This is a genomic window from Streptomyces sp. NPDC048291 (assembly GCF_043201715.1).
GTDB lineage: Bacteria > Actinomycetota > Actinomycetes > Streptomycetales > Streptomycetaceae > Streptomyces.
Window position 1 is genome coordinate 90,345 of record NZ_JBICZC010000002.1, and the last position, 24,899, is coordinate 115,243.

24 protein-coding genes are annotated in these 24,899 nt (G+C 72.7%); 5 read left to right on the forward strand and 19 right to left on the reverse strand.

Annotated features, from left to right (window positions below):
* Positions 1 to 46: 46 nt before the first annotated feature.
* Entirely contained in the window at positions 47 to 1,006 is a 960-nt protein-coding gene (gene era, locus ACGF5O_RS04745; protein WP_393808487.1) for a GTPase Era, read from the reverse strand.
* Between the two features lie 152 nt (positions 1,007 to 1,158).
* On the opposite strand from era, the gene ACGF5O_RS04750 reads away from it, so the two are divergent.
* Positions 1,159 to 2,469 (forward strand): ammonium transporter, encoded by a 1,311-nt coding sequence (locus ACGF5O_RS04750; protein ID WP_393808488.1) that lies wholly within the window; start codon positions 1,159 to 1,161, stop codon positions 2,467 to 2,469.
* Positions 2,466 to 2,804, forward strand: coding sequence for a P-II family nitrogen regulator (locus ACGF5O_RS04755; RefSeq protein WP_362582106.1), 339 nt, complete (start codon positions 2,466 to 2,468; stop codon positions 2,802 to 2,804). Before ACGF5O_RS04750 ends, ACGF5O_RS04755 begins: the two co-directional genes overlap by 4 nt.
* On the opposite strand, the gene ACGF5O_RS04760 is transcribed toward ACGF5O_RS04755, so the two are convergent.
* From ACGF5O_RS04760 to ACGF5O_RS04795, 8 genes are all read right to left on the reverse strand, one after another.
* Entirely contained in the window at positions 2,698 to 3,762 is a 1,065-nt protein-coding gene (locus ACGF5O_RS04760) for a WxL protein peptidoglycan domain-containing protein (protein WP_393808489.1), read from the reverse strand. The two genes, ACGF5O_RS04755 and ACGF5O_RS04760, sit on opposite strands and share 107 nt — an antisense overlap.
* An 85-nt stretch (positions 3,763 to 3,847) precedes the next feature.
* Entirely contained in the window at positions 3,848 to 5,182 is a 1,335-nt protein-coding gene (locus ACGF5O_RS04765; protein WP_393808490.1) for a beta-xylosidase, read from the reverse strand.
* A 154-nt stretch (positions 5,183 to 5,336) separates the two neighbouring features.
* A complete protein-coding gene (locus tag ACGF5O_RS04770) occupies positions 5,337 to 5,804 on the reverse strand; it encodes a hypothetical protein (RefSeq protein ID WP_393808491.1) in 468 nt (155 codons plus the stop codon).
* Between the two features lie 428 nt (positions 5,805 to 6,232).
* The gene (locus ACGF5O_RS04775; protein ID WP_393808492.1) at positions 6,233 to 6,583 is read right to left on the reverse strand and encodes a cytidine deaminase; all 351 of its coding nucleotides are present in this window, start codon (positions 6,581 to 6,583) and stop codon (positions 6,233 to 6,235) included.
* Positions 6,584 to 6,673: 90 nt separating this feature from the next.
* Complete coding sequence (locus tag ACGF5O_RS04780; protein ID WP_393808493.1) at positions 6,674 to 7,033, reverse strand: MmcQ/YjbR family DNA-binding protein; 360 nt, start codon at positions 7,031 to 7,033, stop codon at positions 6,674 to 6,676.
* A complete protein-coding gene (locus ACGF5O_RS04785; RefSeq protein WP_393808494.1) occupies positions 7,030 to 8,331 on the reverse strand; it encodes a hemolysin family protein in 1,302 nt (433 codons plus the stop codon). The genes ACGF5O_RS04780 and ACGF5O_RS04785 overlap by 4 nt, the downstream gene beginning before the upstream one ends.
* A 19-nt stretch (positions 8,332 to 8,350) precedes the next feature.
* Positions 8,351 to 8,848, reverse strand: a complete 498-nt coding sequence (gene ybeY / locus ACGF5O_RS04790; RefSeq protein ID WP_393808495.1) for an rRNA maturation RNase YbeY — start codon at positions 8,846 to 8,848, stop codon at positions 8,351 to 8,353.
* Positions 8,849 to 8,862: 14 nt separating this feature from the next.
* Positions 8,863 to 9,930, reverse strand: coding sequence for a PhoH family protein (locus tag ACGF5O_RS04795; protein ID WP_393808496.1), 1,068 nt, complete (start codon positions 9,928 to 9,930; stop codon positions 8,863 to 8,865).
* A 254-nt stretch (positions 9,931 to 10,184) separates the two neighbouring features.
* Here ACGF5O_RS04795 and ACGF5O_RS04800 point away from each other — a divergent pair, with 254 nt between their 5' ends.
* Positions 10,185 to 10,874: an FAD binding domain-containing protein gene (locus ACGF5O_RS04800; RefSeq protein ID WP_393808497.1), complete on the forward strand. Its 690-nt coding sequence runs from the start codon at positions 10,185 to 10,187 to the stop codon at positions 10,872 to 10,874.
* Between the two features lie 303 nt (positions 10,875 to 11,177).
* On the opposite strand, the gene ACGF5O_RS04805 is transcribed toward ACGF5O_RS04800, so the two are convergent.
* A complete protein-coding gene (locus ACGF5O_RS04805) occupies positions 11,178 to 12,353 on the reverse strand; it encodes a carbohydrate kinase family protein (RefSeq protein WP_393808498.1) in 1,176 nt (391 codons plus the stop codon).
* Between the two features lie 190 nt (positions 12,354 to 12,543).
* Complete coding sequence (locus ACGF5O_RS04810) at positions 12,544 to 13,494, reverse strand: 5-dehydro-4-deoxyglucarate dehydratase (RefSeq protein WP_393808962.1); 951 nt, start codon at positions 13,492 to 13,494, stop codon at positions 12,544 to 12,546.
* A 108-nt stretch (positions 13,495 to 13,602) separates the two neighbouring features.
* Here ACGF5O_RS04810 and ACGF5O_RS04815 point away from each other — a divergent pair, with 108 nt between their 5' ends.
* Positions 13,603 to 14,379: an IclR family transcriptional regulator gene (locus tag ACGF5O_RS04815; protein WP_393808499.1), complete on the forward strand. Its 777-nt coding sequence runs from the start codon at positions 13,603 to 13,605 to the stop codon at positions 14,377 to 14,379.
* Between the two features lie 351 nt (positions 14,380 to 14,730).
* Complete coding sequence (locus ACGF5O_RS04820) at positions 14,731 to 15,918, forward strand: MFS transporter (protein ID WP_393808500.1); 1,188 nt, start codon at positions 14,731 to 14,733, stop codon at positions 15,916 to 15,918.
* A gap of 113 nt (positions 15,919 to 16,031) precedes the next feature.
* On the opposite strand, the gene ACGF5O_RS04825 is transcribed toward ACGF5O_RS04820, so the two are convergent.
* The 8 genes from ACGF5O_RS04825 to ACGF5O_RS04860 all read right to left on the reverse strand — a co-directional run bounded on the left by ACGF5O_RS04825 (position 16,032) and on the right by ACGF5O_RS04860 (position 24,673).
* The gene (locus ACGF5O_RS04825; protein WP_393808501.1) at positions 16,032 to 17,060 is read right to left on the reverse strand and encodes an adenosine deaminase; all 1,029 of its coding nucleotides are present in this window, start codon (positions 17,058 to 17,060) and stop codon (positions 16,032 to 16,034) included.
* A gap of 20 nt (positions 17,061 to 17,080) precedes the next feature.
* Positions 17,081 to 17,995, reverse strand: coding sequence for a ribonuclease Z (locus tag ACGF5O_RS04830; RefSeq protein WP_393808502.1), 915 nt, complete (start codon positions 17,993 to 17,995; stop codon positions 17,081 to 17,083).
* A 6-nt stretch (positions 17,996 to 18,001) separates the two neighbouring features.
* Positions 18,002 to 18,355: a histidine triad nucleotide-binding protein gene (locus tag ACGF5O_RS04835; protein WP_393808503.1), complete on the reverse strand. Its 354-nt coding sequence runs from the start codon at positions 18,353 to 18,355 to the stop codon at positions 18,002 to 18,004.
* Positions 18,356 to 18,474: 119 nt separating this feature from the next.
* On the reverse strand, positions 18,475 to 21,699 hold the full coding sequence (locus ACGF5O_RS04840) for a S41 family peptidase (RefSeq protein ID WP_393808504.1): 3,225 nt from the start codon (positions 21,697 to 21,699) through the stop codon (positions 18,475 to 18,477).
* A gap of 46 nt (positions 21,700 to 21,745) precedes the next feature.
* Positions 21,746 to 22,318, reverse strand: coding sequence for a hypothetical protein (locus ACGF5O_RS04845; protein WP_393808505.1), 573 nt, complete (start codon positions 22,316 to 22,318; stop codon positions 21,746 to 21,748).
* Positions 22,319 to 22,420: 102 nt separating this feature from the next.
* Complete coding sequence (locus ACGF5O_RS04850) at positions 22,421 to 22,813, reverse strand: VOC family protein (RefSeq protein WP_393808506.1); 393 nt, start codon at positions 22,811 to 22,813, stop codon at positions 22,421 to 22,423.
* Between the two features lie 31 nt (positions 22,814 to 22,844).
* Entirely contained in the window at positions 22,845 to 23,594 is a 750-nt protein-coding gene (locus ACGF5O_RS04855; RefSeq protein WP_393808507.1) for a 16S rRNA (uracil(1498)-N(3))-methyltransferase, read from the reverse strand.
* The gene (locus ACGF5O_RS04860; protein ID WP_393808508.1) at positions 23,591 to 24,673 is read right to left on the reverse strand and encodes a nitronate monooxygenase; all 1,083 of its coding nucleotides are present in this window, start codon (positions 24,671 to 24,673) and stop codon (positions 23,591 to 23,593) included. The genes ACGF5O_RS04855 and ACGF5O_RS04860 overlap by 4 nt, the downstream gene beginning before the upstream one ends.
* Positions 24,674 to 24,899 lie beyond the last annotated feature (226 nt).

Here is a 24,899-nt window from a genome sequence, read left to right on the forward strand (position 1 = left end):
AGGCTGCATCAACATGCGGCTGCCGCCGCGCGGCCGGCGTACCCCCTCAGAACCCGAGCCGCCGCAACTGCTTCGGATCCCGCTGCCAGTCCTTCGCGACCTTCACGTGCAGGTCCAGGAAGACCGGCGTGCCGAGGAGGGCCTCGATCTGCTTGCGGCTCTTGATGCCGACCTCCTTGAGGCGCTTGCCCTTGGGGCCGATGATGATGCCCTTCTGGCTGGGGCGCTCGATGAACAGGTTGGCGTGGATGTCCAGGAGGGGCTTGTCGGCGGGGCGGTCCTCGCGCGGGAGCATCTCCTCGACGACGACGGCGATGGAGTGCGGCAGTTCGTCGCGGACGCCCTCCAGGGCCGCCTCGCGGATCAGCTCGGCGATCATGACCTGCTCGGGCTCGTCGGTGAGGTCGCCCTCGGGGTAGAGCGCCGGGCCCTCGGGCAGCAGCGGGACGAGGAGGTCGGCCAGCAGGCTCACCTGCTTGTCGCCGACCGCCGAGACCGGCACGATCTCGGCCCACTCGAAGCCCAGTTCCTTGCCGAGCTGGTCGATGGCGATCAGCTGCTCGGCGAGGGTCTTGGAGTCGACCAGGTCGGTCTTGGTGACGATCGCGACCTTCGGGGTCTTGCGGATCCCGGCCAGCTCCTTGGCGATGAAACGGTCGCCGGGACCGATCTTCTCGTTCGCCGGGAGGCAGAAGCCGATCACGTCCACCTCGGCCCACGTCGTGCGGACGACGTCGTTGAGGCGCTCGCCGAGCAGCGTGCGCGGTTTGTGGAGGCCCGGGGTGTCGACCAGGATCAGCTGGGCGTCGTCCCGGTGCACGATGCCGCGCACCGTGTGCCGCGTCGTCTGCGGCTGGTCCGCGGTGATCGCCACCTTCTGCCCGACCAGAGCGTTCGTGAGGGTGGACTTGCCCGCGTTGGGGCGGCCCACGAAGCAGGCGAAGCCCGCCCGGTGGACGGCCTCCGACGACTCCGACGGCTCGGTTGACTGGCTGCGAACGCTCATGGCCCCCATTCTCCCTGATCGTCGGGGCGCCGCCGCACCGTGAGTTTTCGGTAACCGCGACGCAACGAAACGTCACGGAAACACAGTCGTACGCAACCGGAAACGGGGACCGGTGACCCTCTGACGAGCCCCGACCGACGTTGGAGACGCCCGTGTTCCTCTCCGCCGCGCACGCCGACACCGGTGACACCGCCTGGCTGCTCGCCGCGACCGCCCTGGTCCTGCTGATGACCCCGGCGCTCGCCCTGTTCTACGGCGGCATGGTCCGCACGAAGAGCGTCCTCAACATGCTGATGATGAGCTTCGTGTCGATCGCCCTGGTGACGGTGGTGTGGCTGGCGGGCGGCTACTCGCTCGCCTTCGGGGACGACCTCGGGGCCGGGCTCCTCGGCGACCTCGCCCACGCGGGCATGAGCGGCCTCGGCCCGGACAGCGTCCAGGGCACCGTCCCCACCCTGCTCTTCGCCACCTTCCAGCTCACCTTCGCGATCGTCACGGCCGCGCTGATCAGCGGGGCCATCGCGGACCGGGCGAAATTCGGGGCCTGGCTGGTCTTCGTCCCCGTCTGGGCGCTGCTCGTATACGTTCCGGTGGCGCACTGGGTGTGGGGTCCGGGTGGCTGGATCGCGCACCGTCTCGGCGCCCTCGACTTCGCCGGCGGCCTGCCCGTCGAGATCACCTCCGGCGCCTCCGGCCTCGCCCTGTGCCTGGTCCTCGGCCCGCGGCTCGGCTTCAAGAAGGACGCCATGCGGCCGCACAACCTCCCGATGGTGGTCCTGGGCACCGGCCTGCTCTGGTTCGGCTGGTTCGGCTTCAACGCGGGCAGCGCGCTCGGCGCCAACGGCCTGGCCGCAGCCGTCTTCCTGAACACCCTCGCGGCCGGCTGCACCGGCCTGCTCGGCTGGCTCTTCGTCGAGCAGAAGCGTGACGGCCACCCCACCACCCTGGGCGCGGCCTCCGGCGCGGTCGCCGGCCTGGTCGCCATCACCCCGTCCTGCGGCTCGGTCTCCCTGCTGGGCGCCCTCGTCGTCGGCCTCGCCGCGGGCGTGGTCTGCTCGTACGCGGTGAGCTGGAAGTTCCGGCTGGACTACGACGACTCGCTGGACGTCGTCGGCGTCCACCTGGTCGGCGGGATCATCGGTACCCTGCTGATCGGCCTGTTCGCCGAGAAGGCCATGACCGGCTCCACCGAGGGCCTCTTCTACGGCGGCGGGCTCGCCCAGCTCGGCAGGCAGGCGGTGGCGGTCGTGGCCGTCGCGGCGTACGCGTTCGCCGTGACGTACGGCATCGGCAGGCTGCTCGACAAGGCGATGGGCTTCCGGGCGGCCGAGGACCAGGAGCACACCGGCCTGGACCTTACGGTGCACGCCGAGACCGCCTACGATCACGGGGTCCTGGGCCACGGCGCCCCGGTCGCCCACTCCGTCGTCCCCACCGCCAAGAAGGTCAACTCCCAGGCATGAAGCTCATCACCGCGATCGTCAAGCCCTACCGCCTCGACGCGGTGAAGACCGCGCTCCAGGAGCTCGGCGTGCACGGCCTGACCGTGACCGAGGCCAGCGGCTACGGCAGGCAGCACGGCCACACCGAGGTCTACCGGGGCGCCGAGTACCGCGTCGACCTGGTCCCCAAGGTCCGGATCGAGGTCGTCGTCGAGGACGCCGACGCCGAGCCCGCGATCGACGCGATCGTCAAGGCCGCGCAGACGGGGAAGATCGGGGACGGGAAGGTGTGGGCACTGCCGGTGGAGACGGTCGTACGGGTCCGGACGGGCGAACGCGGCCCCGACGCCCTCTGAACCACCCGGCGAACGGCCGCCGGCCCCTGCGGCGGGTACGGGCGAACAGCGCGCCGCCCGCCGCCCCGGCGGCGAAGACCACCACCAGCACCAGCCACGGCAGCGCGAGGAACGACGCGCTCGCCGACTCCCTGGTACCGGTCGCGCTGGCCGTCAGCGTCACCTTCCCCCAGTCGAGTTGGGGTGCGTCCCGCCAGCGGGTGGTGAGCCTGACCCGCTCCCCCGGCAGCAGTTCGGAGGGGACCCCGGTGAGGTCGCGGCTGAGCAGCGTACGGCCGAACAGGCCCGCCGCCCGCAGCCGCACCTTCGGGTCCAGCGTCACGTTCCCGGTGTTGTGCAGGGTGTAGGAGATCGTCGCCGTGCTGGTGCCGAGGCCGGGCACGAGCGGCTGGTGGTGGCTGACGTGCACGTTCTCGACGGCGAGGGCCGGGAGCGTCGGCCCGCTCACCCGCAGGTAGACGCGGGCGCCGACGGCCCGCCGCACGCCGAGCGCCAGGGACCCGGACCCGGGATCGACCTGCTCGTCCAGCGCGACGATCGCCCCGGGATGGTCACCGGGTTCGGCACCCTTGGGCACCCGCAGCGTGAACGGAACGGTGACCGTCCTGTGCGGCGGGACGGTGACCCGGGCCTTCCCGATCTTCGCCCAGGCACCCACCCCCCGCATCCGCTCCGTCACCGTCCGGACGGCGAAGCCGCCGTCGCGCGCGGTGTTGTAGGCGTCGGCCGCATACAGCCGGAAGGTCAGCGGCCTGCCGGTCTTGTTGGCGACGGCCACCTTGTCGGTGATCGTCTGCCCGGGGTCGAGGGAGAGGTAGAAGTACGGCCGCGCCGCGATCTTCGAGGCGACCGGGTAGACGGACCAGCTTCCGTTGTCGGCGGCGCGCGCGGGACCCGCCGTGCACAGGACGCCGAGGATCAGGCTCAGGAGGAGGACATACGGCTTGACGCGACGCATGGGTGCGGACCCCCGGTCGGAAGCGGGTCGGGTGGCGACCGGGTCCTTCTTCACTCGAAGGCCCGGTCGCCACAGGGGAGTTGGCTCAGGTAAGGGTCAGGGTCAGGACTCCGGAGTACGACCCCGGCGGCGTGAACGCCGGTACGTCCAGGGAGAGTCCGGCGTCGACCGTGAACTCACCGCCGATGAGCGTGCCGTCCGGCGTCGAGGCGAGGGTCGCCCCGGAGCTGCCGACGGTGCCCGCCGAACCGGCCGCACAGGTGCTGGGGCTGCCCGCCTTGGTCGCGCAGCTCGGCGTCCAGCTCAGCTTCCCGGCGTCGATCTTGGCGCCGGGACCGGTGAAGTCGGTGACCTTGCCGGTGAGCGACCAACCGGCCGGCCCGCCGCGGAAGTCCTTGACGGTGACGGTCTGCAGGCTGCCCGTGGACGCCCCGCCCTGACCGAAGTCGACCGCCGACAGCGCGACGGAGTCCCCGGCCTGGGACATGGACAGGGTCCCCGCCTTGACGGTGGTGGTCAGCTTCTGGCTGCCGGGCGGCACGGGCGTGGTGTCGTTGACGGTGTAGGCGGCCGGTCCGGCCCCCAGGTCGTCGCTCCACGCGCTTCCCTCGTACGCCACGATCCCGGTCGTCGTCTTGTCGTTGACGACGACCGGTGCGCTGAAGGAACCGTCGGAGCCCGCGGTCGCCGTGGCCGTGTCGGCGGTCTGGCTGGTGCCGGACCGTCCGGCCAGCGTCACGGTGGCCCCGGGCGTGAAGTTCTTCCCGGTGACGGTCACGCTGTCACCGGGGTTGCCGGAGGCCTTGTCCAGGCTGATGGCGCGGGTGTTGACCGGGGTGGTCGAGGTGGCCGTGACGGTCTCCGACACCGGGGCGGGCGGGTTGGTGACCGTGCACGGGGTGTCCAGCTCCAGGATGTAGCTGGTGTGGATGTTGTAGTCGCTGGGCGAGAGCGTGATGGCGCCCGGCGAGGTGACGGTGAACGTCCCCGTCATCGAGAACGACGGGAAGACCCCGTATCCCGGCACCGGATCGTTCTTCTTCGGCCCGGTCACCGTCACGTCACCCGTCTGTGCCCCGCCCAGCGTCACCTTCCCGGTCGGCGTCATGATGTCGGCCGGCAGGGCGAGCGCGGTGGGGTTGTTGGCGGCGGGCGTGACCACGGTGTAGGTCACGGTGACCGTGTCGCCGACCTTCGGGGCGGTGTTGTCCACCGAGATGGCGGCGGTGGTGGTGCCGTCGATCGGCGGGAGGCCCGCGATGGCGGGCGGGATGCAGTGCGTGGCGAAGTCGACGTTGGTGCCGGCGGCGCCGGCCGGGCAGGCCAGCGCGCCGCCCGCCGTGACCGCGAGCGCGGTCGCCCCGAACAGTGAGATCCAGCGCCACCGTCGGGATCTTCGTGATCTTGGGGGTGAACCCATGGAAGCCCCCTCCTGAGGGTTGCGGGCGCAGCGGCTCCTCTGCGCCGACAGGGGGCCATTGATGTGGAGGCCGCGTGAGAAGTCAATGGAGATGCCGCAGAAACCTGACGGTTCATCAGGTTCTGCGGCATCCGGAACGAACCCGTCACACGGTTCAGAAGACGAACGGACCCGGGGACTGGGCGGCGCTGGACGTACAGGTGACGGTGATGCCGAAGATGACCATCTTCAGCGAGCCGCCATAGAAGTCGAGGCTGTTGCCGGAGGCCACGGTGCCGGGGAGCGGACCGACGGTGACCGCGGAGCCGGCGGCCATGGCCGGGTTCACGGTGCCGCTGAAGACGACGTTGCTGCCGGTGGAGTTGGCCATGGTGAGCGTGGAGGCGATGGAGTTCGCCGACAGGGCCAGCGGGGTGGTGATCGCGCTGGAGGTGAGCGTGAGGGTGGCGCTCGTGCCGCTCTGGGTCGCGGTGAGCGTGGCCGCGCCGCCGCCGAAGATGCCGCAGCTGGCGGTGACGGTGGCGGTGGTCGGGGTGACGGCGGCAGCCGTCGGGGCAAAGGCCAGCGCCGTTGCGGCGAGGGCCCCCGCCGCGAGTGCCGCACCGGTGGCGATTCGTTTCATGGGGTTCGGGCTCCCTTCCCGTTGCGTGGGAATGCCATGTGGGAATGGCGACCCCGGTCCGGGTGGGTGCGGACACACCGCGGGGCCGAATCTGACGGTCCGTCGGAACTTACGGTCCCATTGATACGCGAGAGACACAGACCGACAAGGTTGAAATTTGGCCGACTGCGCGGAGGGGGTGGGCGACGTGTGTGGGCGGGTGCGGCGGCGTCATGGTTGCTCGCGCAGTTCCCCGCGCCCCTGAAGGGGCGCTCAGCGCAGCGCCCTGCTTTTTGGGGGCGCGGGGAACTGCGCGAGCAGCCCCCGCGCGCCCGCAGTCACCCACGCACCCCAGCCACCCCGGTCAAACAAGCCCCGCCCCTCCCCGACGGAGTCAGAGAAGACCTCGCTTCTCGGCGGAGCGAGCCGGTGGGCGGGTGGGCAGAAGGTCACGCGGGGACAGTGAGCCGAACCTCCCCGTCCGCCCCCGCGAGCAGCACCGGCGTCCCCGGCCCCCCGAGATCCCGCACCGCCGCCAGGTCCTCCGCCGAAACCCCCTCGGCCCCCGACACCACCGCCGCCGCCTCCAGCGACTCCGCCCCCGACGCCACCGCCATCGCCACCGCCGTCCGCAGCGCGCTCAACTTCAGCGAGGCCAGCTCCACGGTCCCCGCCACATACGTACGGCCCGTCGAGTCCCGTACGGCCGCCCCCTCGGGCACCCCGTTGCGGGCCCGGGCCGAGCGGGCCAGGGTGACGATCTTGCGGTCCTCGGCGCCAAGCGCGCTGCTGTCGGTCATGCCCCGAGCATACGAACAACCCGGACCGGCCCCACCCCTCCCCGCCGCCGGACGGAGTCAGCGGAGGTTCCGGACGCTCTGACTCCGTGGCTACGGCCGGTCCAGCCGCAGCCGTTCCGCCCTCGGCAGGCCCGCCACGACGAGGTCGTAGGAGTCCTCGATCAGCTCCCGGACGAGCCTCTCGGGGAGGGCGCCGTCCACGGTCACGGTGTTCCAGTGCCGCTTGTTCATGTGGTACCCCGGCGCGATCAGCCCCTCGTGCTCGTCGCGCAGCCGTACCGCGTCGTCGGGGTCGCACTTGAGGTTGACCTTGAGGGGCTTGGCGTCGATCCAGCTCAGCGCGAACATCTTGCCGAGCACCTTGAAGACGGAGATGTCCGGGTTGAAAGGGAAGTCCTCTTCGGCCGCGTTGAAGGAGAGGCAGAAGGCACGGAGCCGGTCCGGGGTCACTCGGGGTCGTCCTCCGAGGTGTCGGGCACCGGCACCGGCTCGACCAGCACCGTCACGATCTTGTTGCGGCGGCCGGCGGCCGACTCCGCGGTGAGGGCCAGACTGCGGCCGTCGGGGAGTTCGACCTGGGCGGCGGCACCGGCGATCGGCACCCTGCCGAGGGCCTTCGCGAGCAGCCCGCCGACGGTCTCCACGTCCTCGTCGTCGTACTCCTCCAGGCCGTACAGCTCGCCGAGGTCGGTGATGTCGAGGCGGGCGGTGACCCGGTAGCGGTCGTCGCCGAGGTCGGTCACGGGCGGGAGTTCACGGTCGTACTCGTCGGTGATCTCGCCGACGATCTCCTCCAGGATGTCCTCGATGGTGACGATCCCGGCCGTGCCGCCGTACTCGTCGATGACGACGGCGACGTGGTTGCGTTCCTTCTGCATCTCGCGCAGCAGGTCACCGGCGTTCTTGGTGTCGGGCACGAAGAACGCGGGCCGCATCGCGGTGGAGACCAGGTCGGACTCGGCGTCCCGGCTGATGTGGGTCTTGCGGACCAGGTCCTTGAGATACACGATCCCGACGATGTCGTCCTCGCTCTCCCCGGTGACCGGAATGCGCGAGAAGCCGGAGCGCAGCGCGAGGGTGAGGGCCTGCCGGATGGTCTTGTAGCGCTCGATGACGACCAGGTCGGTGCGCGGGACCATGACCTCGCGGACCAGGGTGTCGCTCAGCTCGAAGACCGAGTGCACCATCCGGCGCTCCTCGTCCTCGATCAGCGACTCCTTCTCGGCGAGGTCGACCAGCGCCCGCAGTTCGGCCTCGGAGGCGAACGGGCCGCGCCGGAAGCCCTTGCCGGGGGTGAGCGCGTTGCCGATGAGGATGAGGAGATAGGGAATCGGGCCCATGACGCGGGCCAGCGGCAGCAGCACGTAGGCGGCGGCCGTCGCCGTGTTCAGCGGGTGCTGGCGGCCGATGGTGCGCGGGGAGACGCCGACGGCGACGTACGACACGAGCACCATCACGCCGATCGCGGCGAGCAGCGCCTGCCAGGTGGTGGGGATCTCCTGGAGGCAGGCGTAGGTGACCAGCGCGGCGGCCGCCATCTCGCAGGCGACGCGGACCAGCAGCGCCACGTTGAGGTAGCGGGTGGGGTCGGCGGCGACCTGGGCGAGCTTGGCGCTGCCGCGCCGCCCGGACTTCACCGCCTCCTCGGCCCGGAAGCTGGAGACGCGGGCGATGCCGGCCTCGGCGCAGGCGGCCAGCCAGCCGACGACGACCAGCACGACCGCGCCGAGGACGATCTGCGGACTCATACGACGACTACCCGCCCGACTAGGAGACCGTCGGCGCCGGCGAGGGCCCGGTCAGGCCCTGCTCCGCACGCCAGCCGTCCACGATGGCCGCCTGCAGGCCGAACATCTCGGCCTTCTCGTCGGGCTCCTCGTGGTCGTAGCCGAGCAGGTGCAGCACGCCATGGACGGTGAGCAGCTGGAGCTCCTCGTCCATGGAGTGCTGGGTGTCGGCCTCGGCGCCCTGCTTGGCGGCGACCTCCGGGCAGAGCACGATGTCGCCGAGCAGCCCCTGCGGCGGCTCCTCCTCGTCCTTCGACGGCGGCCGCAGCTCGTCCATCGGGAAGGACATGACATCGGTCGGCCCGGGCAGGTCCATCCACTGGATGTGCAGCTGCTCCATGGCGTCGGCGTCCACGACGATCACCGAGAGCTCGGAGAGCGGGTGGATGCGCATCCGTGCGAGCGCGTAGCGGGCGATGTCGAGGATCGCCTGCTCGTCGACCTCGGTTCCGGACTCGTTGTTGACGTCGATCGACATGGCGCGGTGCTTGTCTACTTCCCCTTGTGCCCGGACTTCGAGCGGCCGCCCTGGTGCGCGCCGTTCTCCGTGCCGTGCGTGCTGTCGTACTTCTCGTACGCGTCGACGATACGGCCCACCAGCTTGTGCCGTACGACATCGTGGGACGTCAGCCGGGAGAAGTGCACGTCGTCGACGCCGTCCAGGATGTCCTGCACCTGGCGCAGACCGGACTTGGTGCCGTTGGGCAGGTCGACCTGCGTCACGTCACCGGTGATCACGATCTTCGACTCGAAGCCGAGCCGGGTGAGGAACATCTTCATCTGCTCGGGCGAGGTGTTCTGGGCCTCGTCGAGGATGATGAAGGCGTCGTTGAGGGTACGGCCGCGCATGTAGGCGAGCGGCGCGACCTCGATGGTCCCGGCCGCCATCAGGCGCGGGATCGAGTCGGGGTCGAGCATGTCGTGCAGCGCGTCGTACAGCGGGCGCAGGTACGGGTCGATCTTCTCGTAGAGCGTGCCCGGCAGGAAGCCGAGCCGCTCGCCCGCCTCGACCGCGGGCCGGGTCAGGATGATGCGGTTGACCTGCTTGGACTGCAGGGCCTGCACCGCCTTGGCCATGGCCAGGTACGTCTTTCCGGTACCGGCGGGGCCGATGCCGAAGACGATCGTGTGCTTGTCGATCGCGTCGACGTACCGCTTCTGGTTGAGGGTCTTGGGGCGGATGGTGCGGCCGCGCGAGGACAGGATGTTCTGTGTCAGAACCTGGGCCGGGGTCTCCTCCGGGCCCTCCCCGTTCTCGCTCGCCCGCAGCATGGCGATCGAGCGTTCCACTGCGTCCTCCGTCATCGGCTGCCCGGTGCGGAGCACCAGCATCATCTCGTCGAACAGGCGCTGGACGAGGGCGACTTCGTGCGCCTCGCCGACCGCGCTGATCTCATTGCCCCGGACGTGTATGTCGGCCGCCGGGAAGGCCTTCTCGATCACGCGCAGCAGGGAGTCGCCGGATCCCAGCACGGTGACCATGGGGTGCTGGGCGGGAACCTCGAACTGAGCTCGGGCCTGCTGCTGCGCGGGAGTGTGAGCTGTCGGTGTCTGAGTCATGGGCCGGCGCTTAAGGCCTGCGGTTCCTCCTCGTCACGGCCGCGTAGCTGAGGGCGGCCTCGCGGTATCAAGCGTACGACGCGGGGCTGACAACGCCGTAGGCCTTTTCACAGCCGAAGGCGCCCCCGCTGCAGCCGTGAGCCCTGCATGCGCTCCCGCACGCCGGGGCAGGATCGGGCCGTCACTGCCATCACGTGGTCGGGGGGCCGCGTCCGCTCGCTCCGGCCACCTGTCCGCACAGAAAGCAGGTAGCCGTGCAGCTGCGTCTGCCCACGTCGGTGTCCGAGGCCCGGGACTGTCTGGCCGAGGGGGCGATACCCGTCGGCGGAGCGACCCTGATATGGGCCGCGTGGCAGCGGGACGGCTTCCCGGAACAGGCGGTGTCCCTGCGGAAGGTACCGGAGGCGACGGCGGTGGGGAACGGGGTGCTGGGCGGCGCGGTCCTTCTCCACCAGGTGGACGACAGGGTTCCGGAGGTGCTGCGGCAGGCGGCGAAGGGCGTCGGCACGGGGGCGGTGCGCCGGGCGGCGACGGTCGGCGGGAACATCGCCGGGTCGAGCCTGCGGGACCTGCTGCCGGCGGCGATCGTGCTGGACGCGTGGGCCGACGTGCTCACGGCGGACGGGGTGGAGCGGGTGGACCTGGCCGAGGTGCAGGCCAAGTCGCCGGTGCTGCTGTCGCTGCGCTGGCGGGAGCCGGTGACGGGGGCGTACACGAAGGTCGCCGATCCGGCGGGCGGGGAGGTGCCGACGATCGCCGCCGCGGCGGTGGACACGGAGGGTGTGCTGCGGGTCGCGGTGCGGGAGGGGTACGTGGTGAGCAGCGGGAGTGTGGGGGCCGACGGGGGCGGGGTGGAGGAGCTGTTCGCCGGGGCGCTGTCCGGGGTGTCGGAGGCGGGACGGTCGCTGGCACGCCAGCAGGTCGCCAAGGTGCGGGGAGAGTAGGCCGGGGGGTCGTACGGTCTCGTCGCCACCCGCGGCCCGGCGGGGGCTCGTCGCGCAGTTCCCCGCGCCCCCAAAAGACAAAGACCCAGCCGCGGGCCGGTGGGGGTTGCTCGCGCAGTTCCCCGCGCCCCCAAAAGACAAAGACCCAGCCGCGGGCCTGTGGGGGTTGCTCGCGCAGTTCCCCGCGCCCCTGAAAGACAAAGACAACGACATGGCTGCGGGCAGGCGTGCCGCAGGGCGGCACGGGTGGGCGCGGCGGCACCCGGCGAGCGCCGGTGAGCGTCCCCGCCCCCCGGCCCGTCGCTACCCCGCGCGGCCGAACCCGATCGTCGGTACCGCCCGTCGCAGCGGCCAGGGCCGCACCTGGTCCTCCTCGGGCACCAGCCCCTCCAGGAACGCGTACCGCCGCAGCGCCGCCGGGTCCTGGCCCGCCACGGACTGCACCTTCCGCCACCACGCGCCGATCTCCGACCAGCCGGGCGCCGACAGCGAACCCCCGAACTCCTGGACGGAGAGCGCCGCCGTGAGGCCCGCGAAGGCGAGGCGGTCGGCGAGCGGCCAGTCGGCGAGGGTGCCGGTGACGAACCCGGCGACGAAGACATCGCCCGCCCCGGTCGGGTCGAGGGCCTCGACCGCGATCGCCGGGACCTCCGCGGACTCGCCGGTCCGCCGGTCGACGGCGTAGGCCCCCTCACCGCCCAGGGTGACGACGGCGAGCGGGACGTGCTCGGTGAGGGCGTGGGCCGCGGCGCGCGGGCAGTCGGCGCGGGTGTACCGCATCGCCTCCTGCGCGTTCGGCAGGAACGCCTCGCAGTGTTCGAGGTCGGCGAGGGCGGCGAGGTCCCACTCCCCCGTGTCGTCCCAGCCGACGTCGCCGAAGATCCGGGTGCCCTCCGCGGCGGCGCGGGCGATCCAGGGGTTGCGCTTGCCCGGCGTGAGCGAGGCGACCGCGGCGCGCGCACGGGCGGGGTGGCCGGGCGCGTTCTGCTGGCGGAACAGCATGTCGGCGGGCGGCTCGTGGCCGTGCGAGACCATGGTCCGCTCGCCCTCGTACGCCATGGAGACGGTGACCGGGGAGTGCCAGCCGCGCACACTCCGGGACGGGGAGAGGTCGATGCCCTCGCCCTGGGCGAGCGCGTCCCAGCAGTACTCGCCGTAGTGGTCGTCGCCGAAGGCCGCCGCGAGGGAGGTCTTCAGGCCGAGGCGGGCCAGGGCGGTGGCCATGTTGGCGATGCCGCCGGGGCTGGATCCCATGCCCCGGGCCCAGGACTCGGTGCCGCGCACCGGCGCGGAGTCGAGGCCGGTGAAGATGATGTCGAGGAAGACGGTGCCGGTGAGGTAGACGTCCCAGGGCGGATCGTCCGGTGCGCGCAGGCCGGCCAGCGGGTCGACCTGCGCGGCACAGTGCGGTGTCGTTGCTCCCCTGTCGTCGTCGAGGTACTCCGGTTCCTCTCCGGCGAACGCGTTGGACGCGGTCACGGTGCGCTCCCTGACGTGGTGCGGATCCGGCCAGTGTGCACCATGTCACGGGAGCGGCGGCCGCTCTCGCCGTACGACCGCTCGATCGGACGGCGCTACCGGCGGGGCACGGCCGGTGCCGTCCGGCCCGGTCCGGGGACGGGAACAGGGACCGGAACCGGGGTGAGGCGGACGCCGTCGCCCGTGAGGTTCACCGGGACGCTCCCACGAGGGCGAGGCCGGCGTCGAGCAGTGCCCGGAGGTCGGCGAGGTCCGCGGCGGTGGGGTCGGTGAGCGGGGCGCGCACGGGTCCCACCGGCCGGCCGCGCAGCCGGGCCGCCGCCTTCACCAGCGACACCGCGTAGCCGGGCACCCGGTCGCGCAGTTCGACGAACGGCACGTAGAAGCCGCGCAGCAGCTTGTCGGCGGTGCCCTGGTCGCCGTCGCGGAGGGCGGCGAAGAACGCGTCGGCGATCTCGGGGGCGAAGGCGTGCACGGCGGAGGAGTAGGCGGGGACGCCGACGGTCGCGTAGGCGCGGGCCTGGATCTCGGCGGTGGCGGCGCCGTTGAAGAAGAGGAAGCCGTCGGGGGCGGCGAGGGTGAGCCGCTGGAGCCGGTCGAGGTCGCTGTGCCCGTCCTTGAGGCCGATGACGCCGGGGATGCGGGCGATCCGCGCCACCGAGTCGGCCGTGTACGTGACCTGGCCGCGCTGGTAGACGACGAGCGGCAGCCCGGTCCGGCCCGCGATCGCCTCGACCTGCGCGACGAGTCCGTCCTGCGGGGCGGCGACCAGGTAGTGCGGCAGCACGAGCAGGGCGTCGGCCCCGGCCTCCTCCGCGATGCGCGCGAACCGGACGGCCTGCGCCCAGCCGTACCCCACCCCCGCGACCACCGGCACCCGCCCGCCGGCCTCCTCGACCGCGACCCTCACGACCTGCCGGTACTCCTCCTCGTCCAGCGAGAAGAACTCCCCGGTCCCGCAGGCCGGGAAGAGGGCGCCGGGCCCGGCGGCCAGCTGCCCGGCGACGTACGTCCGGAACCCGTCCACGTCGAGGGACCCGTCAGCACGGAACGAGGTGAGCGGGAACGACAGCACCCCGCCCGCCATCCCGTCCCGCAGCCTGCGCGCCACCTGCTCCGGCCGTCCGGCCACCGCACCCATCTCGCTGTCTCCCCATATAGACGTCATCCACGTATGAAGACCGAGACTAGATATGCGAACGCACCCCGTCAACGGCGCCCGCCTCCCCCGCCCCCATACGATCTGCTCATGTCCGAGACAGCAGGGGTCCGCGAGGTGAAGTCCGCGGCGCGCACCGTGGAGCTGCTGGAGCTCCTCGCCGCCCGCGGCGACCGCCCGGCCCGCCTCCAGGAACTGGCCGACGGCCTCGGCGTCCCGCGCAGCTCGATGTACGCCCTGCTCCAGACGCTGATCACCAGGGGCTGGGTGCGCACCGACACCACCGGCTCCCTCTACGGCGTCGGCATCCGCACCCTGCTGACCGGCACCGGCTACCTGGACTCCGACCCGCGCGTCCGCCTCGTCCGCCCCTACCTCGACGAGGCCTCCGAGGCGCTCGGCGAGACGATCCACCTGGCCCGCCTGGACGGCCCGGACGTCGCGTACCTGGCGACCCGGGAGTCCCACGAGTACCTGCGCACCATCAGCAGGGTGGGCCGCCGCCTCCCGGCCCACGCGGGCGCCCTCGGCAAGGCCCTGCTGGCCGAGCGCCCCGACGCCGACCTCCCCGAGGGCCCGTACGCCGCCCTCACCCCCAACACCCGCACCACCCGCGACTCCCTGACGGCGGACCTCGCCGGGATCCGCGCCCGCGGCTACTCGATCGACCGCGAGGAGAGCGTCCTCGGCATCACCGGCTACGGCTTCGCCCTGCGCTACGACACCCCGCCCCAGGACGCCATCAGCTGCTCGGTACCACTGACCCGCCTCACACCGGAACACGAGGCCCGGATCGTCGACGTGATGCAGGAAATCCGCACCCGGATCGAATCCGCGACCACAGGCGGCACGGTCAACTGGCGCTAGCCGCCCCCGAGTTCCAGGAGCACGACTCCCTGCCGACACACGGCCGAACAACCCCCCGCAAGAGCCACGGACCCCTGCCGACGAACGACTGAACAGCGCCCCGCAAGGGGCGCGGGGAACTGCGCGGGCAACCCCCACCGGCCCGCACCCGCGAACACACCGCTCCCCCACGGCGCGCGGCGCTCCTACCCCCCTCCTCGCACCGAAAACAGAACATGACCCACATCACACCCCCCGCACTTCTTCGAACCCCCCGCGCTTGATACAAATTGCCCGCGCGTTCCTGTCCCTCGACGGCCTGCGCCCAACCCCCTGAATGAGCCGCTCCTTTCGCATGCCCTGGGAACGCCCGTGTCCGCCCGCCGCACCACCCCCTGGCCCCTCGTCGCCCTCTTCACGGCCGGGTACCTCGCCCCGTACCTCCTGCCGACCACCGTCGGCCGGCTCGAATCGGGGCTCCCCCTCTCCCCCACCCGGGCAGGCGCCGTCGGCAGTGCCCTGCTGCTGAGTTCGGCGACGGCCGGCTTCCTGCTCGCGTCCCGGGTCGACCGCATCGGCCCCCGCACCCTCGCCCGCATCGGCCTCCTGCTCGCGGTCCTCGGCTACGGCGGCGCCGCCCTGACCACCACCGTCCCCGCGGTCGTCGCCGGCGCCGTCCTCGGCGGCTTCGGCTCCGGCACGGTCACCGCCGTCGCCGCCACCGGCATCGCCGCGCAGCGCGATCCCCACCGCACCACCACCCTCGGCCTGCTCGGCGTCTCCGCCCTCGCGGGTGCCGTCTACCTGACGGTCCCGCACCTCGGCGCCGGCCACGCGCAGCCCCTCGCCGCGCTCGCGCTCACCGCACTCGCGGTCTGGCCGCTCACCGCCCGCCTGTCCCCCCGTACCGCCCCGGCGCCGGCCCGTACCGCCGCCGGCTCCCGGCTCCCCCACCTCCGCTCGGGTCTGCTGCTGGCCGCCGCGATGCCGTGCTGGTCGGCCGCGCAGAACTCGCTGTGGGGGGTCAGCGGCCGGATCGGCCTCACGCAGGCGCATCTCGGCGAGGCGACCGTCGGCGCGGTGTTCGCGGTCGCGCTCGGCACCGGCCTGCTCGGCACGGTCGGCGCGGGCGCCCTCGGCCCCCGGCTCGGCCGGGCCCTGCCCATCGGTCTCGGCACCGTGCTGATCGCGGGCTGCATCGCGCTCAGCGCGTCCGCCACCGACCTCACGTCCTTCGCGGCCGGCGAGATCGCCTGGAACCTGCTCTACCCGGTCGTCCTGTCCTACGTCATCGGGCTCGCCGCCGCCCTCGACCCGCGGGGCCGCTGGGCGGTGCTGGTCGGCTCGGCGTCGTCGCTGGGGACGGCCGTCGGCCCGATGACCGGCAGTCTGCTGGCGGCGCGGGCCGGGTACCCGGCGATGGGAACGGTCCTCGCGGTGGGCCTGCTGGCGGTCGCGGTACCGCTGACGGCGGTGGCACTGCGGCGCAGGACCACCACCGTCGCGACCGGCCCGACCCTCACCGACGGCACGCAGGTGCGGCTGGACGTCGCGGCCTGAGCAGCGCCCCCGAGGTCCGCGCCCCGAAGGAGCGCGGGGAACTGCGCGACCAGCCACGACGGCGCCGCGGACGGCAGACGGCACATCGCGGCGCTTCCAGCGAAGCGAACCGCTCAGCCGTGGGTCTGACCGTGTGCCGGGCCGTGTCCCGGGCCGAACTCGAACGCGTCCACCTCCGCGAGGTACCGCGCCCGCAGCTCCTCGTCGTCCTCCAGGAAGGACGCGAGGAAGGAGTTGCGGGCCAGTTCCCGCATCTGCTCCCTGGACAGGCCCAGGGCGTCGCGCACGGCGTGGTAGTTGTCGGCGACGTAGCCGCCGAAGTACGCCGGGTCGTCGGAGTTGACCGTGCACAGCAGCCCGGCCTCGATCATGGCCGGAAGCGGGTGTTCGGCGAGCACGTCGACCGCGCGCAGCCGGACGTTCGACAGCGGGCACAGCGTCAGCGGGATCCGCTCCCGCACCAGCCGCTCCACCAGCCGCGGGTCCTCCATGCAGCGCAGCCCGTGGTCGACGCGCTCGATGCCGAGCACGTCCAGGGCCTCGGTGATGTACTCCGGCGGCCCCTCCTCACCCGCGTGCGCCACCCGGCGCAGCCCCAGTGCGGCCGCCGCCTCGTACACCTCGCGGAACTTGACCGGCGGGTGCCCGACCTCGGCGGAGTCGAGCCCGACACCGGTGATCCGGTCCAGGTAGGGCTTCGCCGCCTCCAGCGTGGCCAGCGCCGACTCGGCGGACTCGTCGCGCAGGAAGCACATGATCAGGCGGGTGGAGACCCCGTGGTTCGCGGCGCTGCTGCCGAGCGCCCGCCACAGGCCCTCGACGACCGTCCCCATGTCCACGCCCCGCGCGAGATGCGCCTGCGGGTCGAAGAAGATCTCGGCGTGCCGCACGCCCTGCGCGGCGGCCCGTGCGAGGTAGGCGTCGGCGAGGTCGGCGAAGTCCTGCTCGGTGCGCAGGACGGTCATGAGCTCGTAGTACAGGTTCAGGAAGGACTGCAGGTCCTCGAACTGGTATGCCTTGCGCAGCGCGTCGGTGTCCGCGTAGGGCAGCTCGACGCCGTTCCGCGCGGCCAGCGCGAACGCCAGCTCGGGCTCCAGGGTGCCTTCGATGTGAAGATGCAGTTCTGCTTTGGGGAGGGGCATCAGAGCATCGTACGGCCGTTTCACCTGCGCTTCGGGACCGGCACTCGGAGCAGGTCGCGGGCGACGGTCAACTCGCCCTCATAGCCGGCGGCCCGCGCCTGCCGTTCGAAGCTCTCGGGGTTCTCGGGTTCGGCGTAGCGCTGGCTGAAGTGGGTCAGCACGAGGTGCCGTACACCCGCGTCGCGGGCGACGGCCGCCGCCTGACCGGCGGTCAGGTGGCCGTGGTCCGCGGCGAGCCCGGCGTCCTCGTCGAGGAAGGTCGACTCGATGACGAGCAGATCGCAGCCCTCGGCGAGCGCGTGCACCCCGTCGCACAGGCGGGTGTCCATGACGAACGCGAACCGCTGGCCGCGCCGTACCTCGCTGACCTCGTCGAGTGTGACGTCCCCGAGGACGCCCTCGCGCTGGATCCGGCCGACGTCGGGGCCGGTGATGCCGTGCGCGGCGAGCCGTTCGGGCAGCATGCGGCGGCCGTCGGGCTCGGTGAGCCGGTAGCCGTACGACTCGACGGGGTGGGAGAGCCTGCGGGCCTGCAACGTGTAGGCGGGGGTGGCCGCGAGGTCGCCGTCCGCGTCGACCGGGGCCTCGGTGATGCCGACGGTCTCGCGGTAGGCGGTGGCGTACCGGAGCCGGTCGAAGAAGCGCTGCCCGGAGCGCGGGTAGTGCGCGGTGACCGGGTGCGGGACCTGGTCGAGGTTGATGCGCTGGATGACGCCGGCGAGGCCGAGGGAGTGGTCGCCGTGGAAGTGGGTGACGCAGATCCGGTTCAGGTCGTGGGCGGCGACCCCGGCCCGCAGCATCTGCCGCTGGGTGCCCTCGCCGGGGTCGAAGAGGATGCCCTCGCCGTCCCAGCGCAGCAGGTAGCCGTTGTGGTTGCGGTGCCGGGTGGGGACCTGGCTGGCGGTGCCGAGGACCACCAGTTCACGTACGGACATGGCGAGTTATCCGGGCGGCCACTGCAGGCCGCGGCCACCGAGGACGTGCGCGTGGGCGTGCCAGACGGTCTGGCCGGCGCCGCTGCCGGTGTTGAAGACGAGGCGGTAGCTCTCCAGCTTGTCCTCGTCGGCGACGGCCTGCGCCTCACGCAGTATGTCGGCGGCGACGGCGGGTTCGCCTGCGGCGAGCTCGGCCGCGTTCCTGTAGTGGACCTTGGGGATCACCAGGACGTGGGTGGGGGCCTGGGGGTTGATGTCCCGGAAGGCGACGGTGGTGTCCGTCTCCCGGACGATCGTCGCGGGGACGTGGCCTGCGACGATCTTGCAGAAGAGGCAGTCGTCCTGGGGTTCCCCTGGCATGTTCTCTCCTCGCCCGGTGATCGGTTTGGGGGGCATCGTATCGTCGTCGGGTGCCCGCCCGGTGGGGGCTGGGCGCGCCCACGCGGCGGAGCCGCATATCAAGTGCAGCCCCGCGCCCCTCAGGTGGGCAGAGTCGGCGGAGTCTTCGCAGGAGCCGCCTCCAGGGCCTCCAGGGCTATCCGTACCGCCTCGTCCAGCTGGGGGTCGCGGCCCGCTCCCCAGTCCTGCGGCGTCTGGACGACCTCCACGTCCGGGTCGACGCCGTGGTTCTCGACGCCCCAGCCGTAGCCCTCCAGCCAGAACGCGTACTTCGGCTGGGTGACGAGCGTGTCGTCGACGAGGCGGTAGCGGCTGTCGATGCCGATCACGCCGCCCCAGGTGCGGGTGCCGACGACCGGGCCGATGCCGAGTGCCTTGATGGCGGCGTTGACGATGTCGCCGTCCGAGCCGGAGAACTCGTTGGCGACGACGACCACCGGGCCGCGGGGTGCGTCCCGCGGGTAGCTGAACGGGCGCATGCCGCGCGGCAGGTCCCAGCCGACGATGCGGCGGGCCAGTTTCTCGACGACGAGCTGGGAGGTGTGGCCGCCGCGGTTCTCGCGGACGTCGACGACGATGCCCTCGCGGGCCATCTCCACGCTCAGGTCGCGGTGGATCTGGGCCCAGCCGGGCGCCTGCATGTCGGGGACGTGGAGGTAGCCGAGCCGGCCGCCGGACGCCTCGTGCACATGGGCCCTGCGGTCGGCGACCCAGGCGTGGTAGCGGAGTGGTTCCTCGTCGCCGACGGGGACGACGACCGGGTGCCGCAAGTCTCCGCCGCCCGCCGGGGACACGGTCAGTTCGACGGCCTTGCCCGCGGTGCCGACGAGGAGCGGGCCGGGGCCGGTCACCGGGTCGACGGGGCGGCCGGCGACGGCCACGATCGCGTCGCCGGGGCGGACCGCGGCACCGGGTGCGGCGAGCGGGGAGCGGGCGCCGGGGTCGGAGGTCTCGGCGGGCAGGATCCGGTCGATGCGCCAGCTGCCGTCGGCGTGCCGGGAGATGTCGGCGCCGAGCAGGCCCTGCCGGGCGCCGCCGCCGTGGCCGCCGCGCGGGGTGACGTAGGCGTGCGAGGTGCCGAGTTCGCCCTGGACCTCCCAGAGCAGGTCGACGAGGTCGTCGTGGGTGGCGCAGTGGTCGACGAGCGGCCGGTAGCGGTCGAGGACGCCGTCCCAGTCGACGCCGCCGAGGTCGGGGCGCCAGAACTGGTCGCGCATGATGCGGCCGGTCTCGTCGAACATCTGCCGCCACTCGGCGGCCGGGTCGACGGTCTGCCGGACCCGGGACAGGTCGACGGTGACGTTGGTGTCGCTGTCGTCGTCGCCCGAGGCGCGGCGGTCGCTGGGGACGACCTTCAGCTTGCTGTCGGCCCACAGCAGGACGCGTTTGCCGTCGCCGCTGACCTCGAAGTGGTCGGCGTCGGAGGCGAGGTACTCGATGCGCTGCTGGGCGAGGTCGTAGCGCTCCAGTTCGGTCTTGGGCGCGGGGTCCTCGGGGTGGGCGCGGGAGGCGCCGAGGACGCCTCGGACCGGGTGGCGCAGCCAGAGGACACCGTCCTTGGCGGCGCGGAGCGTGGAGTAGCGGCCGGCCTCGACGGGGAAGGGCACGATCCGGTCGGCGAGGCCCTCCAGGTCGATGCGGGTGGCGGGGGTGCCCTCGGCGTCCGGGGTCTCGTCCTTGTCGGGGGTCTCGAAGGGGCGGCCGTGCCGCTGCGGGCCGAACGGCGAGGGGGTGGTGGCCGCCAGGGTGATCAGGTGCGGGCGGTCGCCGACCACGAACGCCAGGTCGAAGACGTGCTCGTCGTAGACCGGGTCGAAGGACCGGGTGGACAGGAACGCGAGGTGTTTGCCGTCGCGGGTGAAGGCGGGGTCGTAGTCCCGGAACCGCAGCGGGGTGGCCTCGGTGACGGTGAGGTCGGTGGTGTGGGCGATGCGGAGCTGGCAGAGCCCGCCGGCGCCGGGGTGGGACCAGGCGAGCCAGCCGGAGTCGGGCGAGAAGGCCAGCCCGGAGACGTCGCCGTCCTCGCTGCGGTCGACCTCGCGGACCTCGCCCGTCTCCCGTTCGACGAGGAGCAGCCGTCCGTCGTGGGCGGCGACGGCGACCCGGCCGCCGTCGGGGGCGACGGCGAGGTCCAGGACCCGGCCGAGCTGTCCGGCGGCGATCCGGCGCGCGGTGGCGCCGGGCGCGAGCCCGGTGGCGGGGGCGAACTCCAGGGCGTCGTCGCCCTCGGCGTCCGTCACCCACACCACCCATTCCTCGGCGTCCGCGCGGAAGGTGACGGGCAGCCGGGCCCGCACCCCGGGCTGGGCGACGAGCGCCCGCGCCGGGCCGGACCGGTGGGTCACCCAGTGCACGCCGCCGCGCACCAGGACGGCGCTGCCGCGCGCGGTGTGGTCGGGCGAGGCGTGCGAGAACCAGCGGGCCGCGTTGACCGGGTACGGCTGCCGGTCCACCCGCTGTCCGCCGAGCCGGATGTCCAGGCGGCGCGGCTCGGCGCCCTCCAGGTCGTCCAGGATCCAGAGTTCACCGGCGGAGGCGTAGACGACGCGGGTGCCGTCGCCGGACGCGTGCCGGGCGTAGAAACCGTCGAGGGGGGTGTGCCGGCGCAGGTCGGAGCCGTCGGCGAGGGAGGAGTAGAGCGCCCCGGTGCCCTCGTGGTCGGAGAGGAAGGCGATCCGGTCGCCGGCCCACACCGGGTACTCCAGGTTCCCGTCCAGCTCCGCGTGCAGCCGTACGAAGTCGCCGGCGCCCTCGCCGTCCCGGTCGTCCCGGGCGATCCACAGCTTGCCGGCCGTACCGCCCCGGTACCGCTTCCACCAGGCCGCCTCCCGCCCCATCGGCGCGGACAGCAGCACGGTGCGCGGGCCGGGCGCGACATGGCCGACCGGGCCGTACGGCAGGACGGTGGACGGGCCGCCGTCGAGCGGGACGGTGTGGGCCCAGCTGCGCCGGAGGCTGGCCTGGCCGTGGGTGGAGATCGCGAGGACCTGCCCGTCGGCGGTCCAGCCGCGTACCTGGGTACGCGAACTCCCCCAGTGCGTGAGGCGGGTGGACGGGCCGCCGTCGACGGGCGCGAGGTGGATCTCGGGGGCGCCGTCACGGGTGGAGGTCCAGGCGACCGTGGTTCCGTCGGGCGAGATGCGCGGCAGCGTCACGGGGACGTTGTCGGCGCTGACCCGCCAGGCCCGGCCGCCGTCCAGGGGCGCGAGCCACACGTCGTCCTCGGCGGTGAAGGCGACCAGGTCGCCGTGGACATGCGGAAATCGGAGGTAGGACCGCGGTCCTGTCGCTGCACCCTGAGTCACTCGCTCAGCCTATGCACCGCGTCGTGTTCGCGCTGGCCGATTTCGATCACTTCCCCTGCACCGGCCAGCACTTGGGGTCGCCCTGGCACCAGATCGTCTTCGTGACGGTCACGGTCGGGCCGGGCTGCTGCCCGTAGGTGGGCGGCCGGTAGGTGCTGTACGTCGGCCCGGGCGTCGCGTCGCAGTCGCCCAGCCCGTTCACCCGGAACCACTCCTTGCCGCCGACCTCGGCGACGAGTTCGCCGCGCACGCAGGCCCCGCTGACGGCCTTGGTGACCCGCCCGGTGACGGTGATGTCCCGGCCGTCCTTGGTCCGACCCTGGCAGTCGACGGAGACGACGGTGGTCGCGCCGGCCGACGGCGTCTTCGAACTCTTGGTGGTTCCCGTACTCTTCGCCGCTGCCCCGTAGTTGCCGGTGCAGGTGAGCCAGTCGACGTCGACGTGCTGGCGTTTCAGCTCGGCGGTGGCGGTCCGGTCGGTGGTGTAGGCGACCGTCGCGGTGTTCAGGTCGCTCGGCTGACAGGCCACCGCACCGCCCGCGGTGAGCACCACGAGCCCCGCCACGGCCGCTGCCCTGGTCCCGCGCGGCCGGCCCCAAATCCGCCTCAATACCCCCATGGAGGGCAGCCTGCCACCGTCGCGCCGGTGGCGGTAGGGGGCTTACGGCCACTCACGTGTTCGGAGAGGTCACCCGTGCCGGTGACCGTTCCGCGGGATTCCTCAGGTCCGCAACAGCAGCCACTCCTGGAGCTCCACCAGGTTGCCCTCGGGGTCCTTGAGGTGGGCGACCCGCATGCGTTCCGTCATCGCCGCCGGCCCGTGCAGGAGGACCGCCCCGCGCCCGGCGATCTGCTCGCAGTAGCCGTCGAGGTCGTCGACGCGCAGTACCACCAGCGAACGGTGCCCGGTCGCCGCGTCCCCCAGCTCCCCCAGTATCGCGGCCATCATCGCCCGGTCCTGCAAAGCGATCCCCGCCGACCCGGCGTGCGGGCTGAACTTCTCGTACGGTCCCTCGCTCGCCCCGGACTGCGGCTTCAGCCCGAGCACCTCGGCATAGAAGCGGTAGCAGGCGGCGAAGTCGGTGACCAGGAGCCGGACTTGGGCGAGTTCCACGGAGTGTCCCCCAGGGTGCGGTGCGGTCGGTTCAGGACCACCGGCCGGTGCGGCCCAGGAGCAGGGCCGTGGCCGCCGTCCCGGCGGTCGACGTGCGCATCACGGTAGGCCCCAGGGTGTACGTCCGCGCACCCGCCTCCTCGAACAGCGCCACCTCGTCCCGGGCGAGGCCCCCTTCGGGCCCGACGACCAGCACGATGTCGCCGTCGGCGGGCAGTTCGGCCGCGGCGAGTGGTTCGCTGCCGTGCCCGAAGTCGGAGTGCAGGACGGCGGCGAGGTCGGCCCCGGCCAGGAGTGCCGCGACCTGCTTGGTCGTCGCCGCGTCCGCGACCTGCGGGAACCGCACCCGGCGGGACTGCTTGCCGGCCTCGCGGGCGGTGCCCCGCCACTTCGCCAGTGACTTGAGACCCCGCTCGCCCTTCCACTGGGTGATGCAGCGGGCGGCCTGCCAGGGCACGATCACGTCGACGCCGACCTCGGTCATGGTCTCCACGGCGACCTCGCCGCGGTCGCCCTTGGGGAGGGCCTGGACGACCGTGATCCGGGGAGCGGGCTCCGGCTCCTCGGAGACCGACGTCAGGCGGACGACCAGCCGGTCCTTGCCCTCGGCGGCGATCACGTCGCAGAGCGCGTAGCGGCCGGCGCCGTCGGTGAGGACGACCTCCTCGCCGGGCTGGAGCCGCTTCGCGGAGACCGCGTGCCGTCCCTCGGGCCCTTCCAGGACGTACTGCCCGGAGCCGTCCGCCGGGAACCGCTCGACGACGAACACGGGAGCGGTCATCGCCGGTCCCCCTCCGCCTTGGCCGACAACGCTGTCGACGCGGCGGCGAGTTCCGCCGCGAGGGTCTCCACCAGCTGCCCGGCGGGCAGCTCGCGGGCCATCCGGTGCCCCTGCCCGGCCCACAGGGCCATGCCCTGCGCGTCCCCGGCCTTGGCGGCGGCCTTGCGCAGCGGGGAGGTCAGGTGGTGGACCTCCGGGTAGGCGGCGGGCGCGTACGGGCCGTGCTCGCGCATGAACCGGTTGACCAGACCGCGGGCGGGCCGCCCGGAGAACGCCCGGGTCAGCGCGGTCCGCGTGAACAGCGGGTCGGTGAGCGCCCGCTTGTGCGGGGCGGCGGCGCCGGACTCCGGGGTGGCGAGGAAGGCGGTCCCCAGCTGCGCGGCGCTCGCCCCCGCGGCCAGGACGGCCGCGATCTGGCCGCCGTGCATGATCCCGCCCGCGGCGACGACCGGGATCCCCACGGTCTCGCGCACCTGGGCGACCAGCGACAGCAGCCCGATCCCGGACCCGTCGTTCTCCGGCACGTCCCGGTGGGTGCCCTGGTGTCCGCCGGCCTCCACGCCCTGGGCGATCACCGCGTCCGCCCCGGCCCGCTCGACGGCCCGGGCCTCCTCGACGGTGGTGGCGGTGACCAGCGTGAACGTCCCGGCCCGCCGCAGGGAGTCCAGCACCTCCCGGGCCGGCACGCCGAAGTGGAAGGAGACGGCGGCCACCGGGTCGTCCAGCAGCACGGCCAGCTTGGCCTCGTACCCGTCGTCCCGGCCGCTGTCCGGGTCACCGAGCTCGGTCTCGTACCAGGCGGCCTCACCGGCCAGCTGATGCGCGTAGACCTCCACGGCGCCCGACTCGGCGTGTTCGGGCTGCGGCATGAAGACGTTCACCCCGAAGGGCCGGCCGGTCAGCCCTCGCAGCTGCTTGATCTCCTGGTACATCCCGTCGGCGGTCTTGTACCCGGCGGCCAGGAACCCCAGCCCGCCCGCCTCGGACACGGCGGCGGCGAGCTGCGGGAGGGAGACCCCGCCTGCCATGGGGGCCTGCACGATCGGAAGAGGGAAGAGATCGGTCAGTGCGGAGGACATGACGGCATGTTGTCACGTCCTCCGAACAAGACCGAATCGGGCCGCCCCATTGGCACATGCCAGAAATCTCCCGGCACGAGCACCCCGACCACCCTGCCCACACCTCCCGCAGAACCGAGTCACGAGAGGCGACCGCACCCCTCTACGGACCGAGTCGCAAGGGGCGACCGCACCCCTCTGCCAACCGATTCGGGTGGTGGGTGGGCATAGGTCTTGGGGGTCCAGG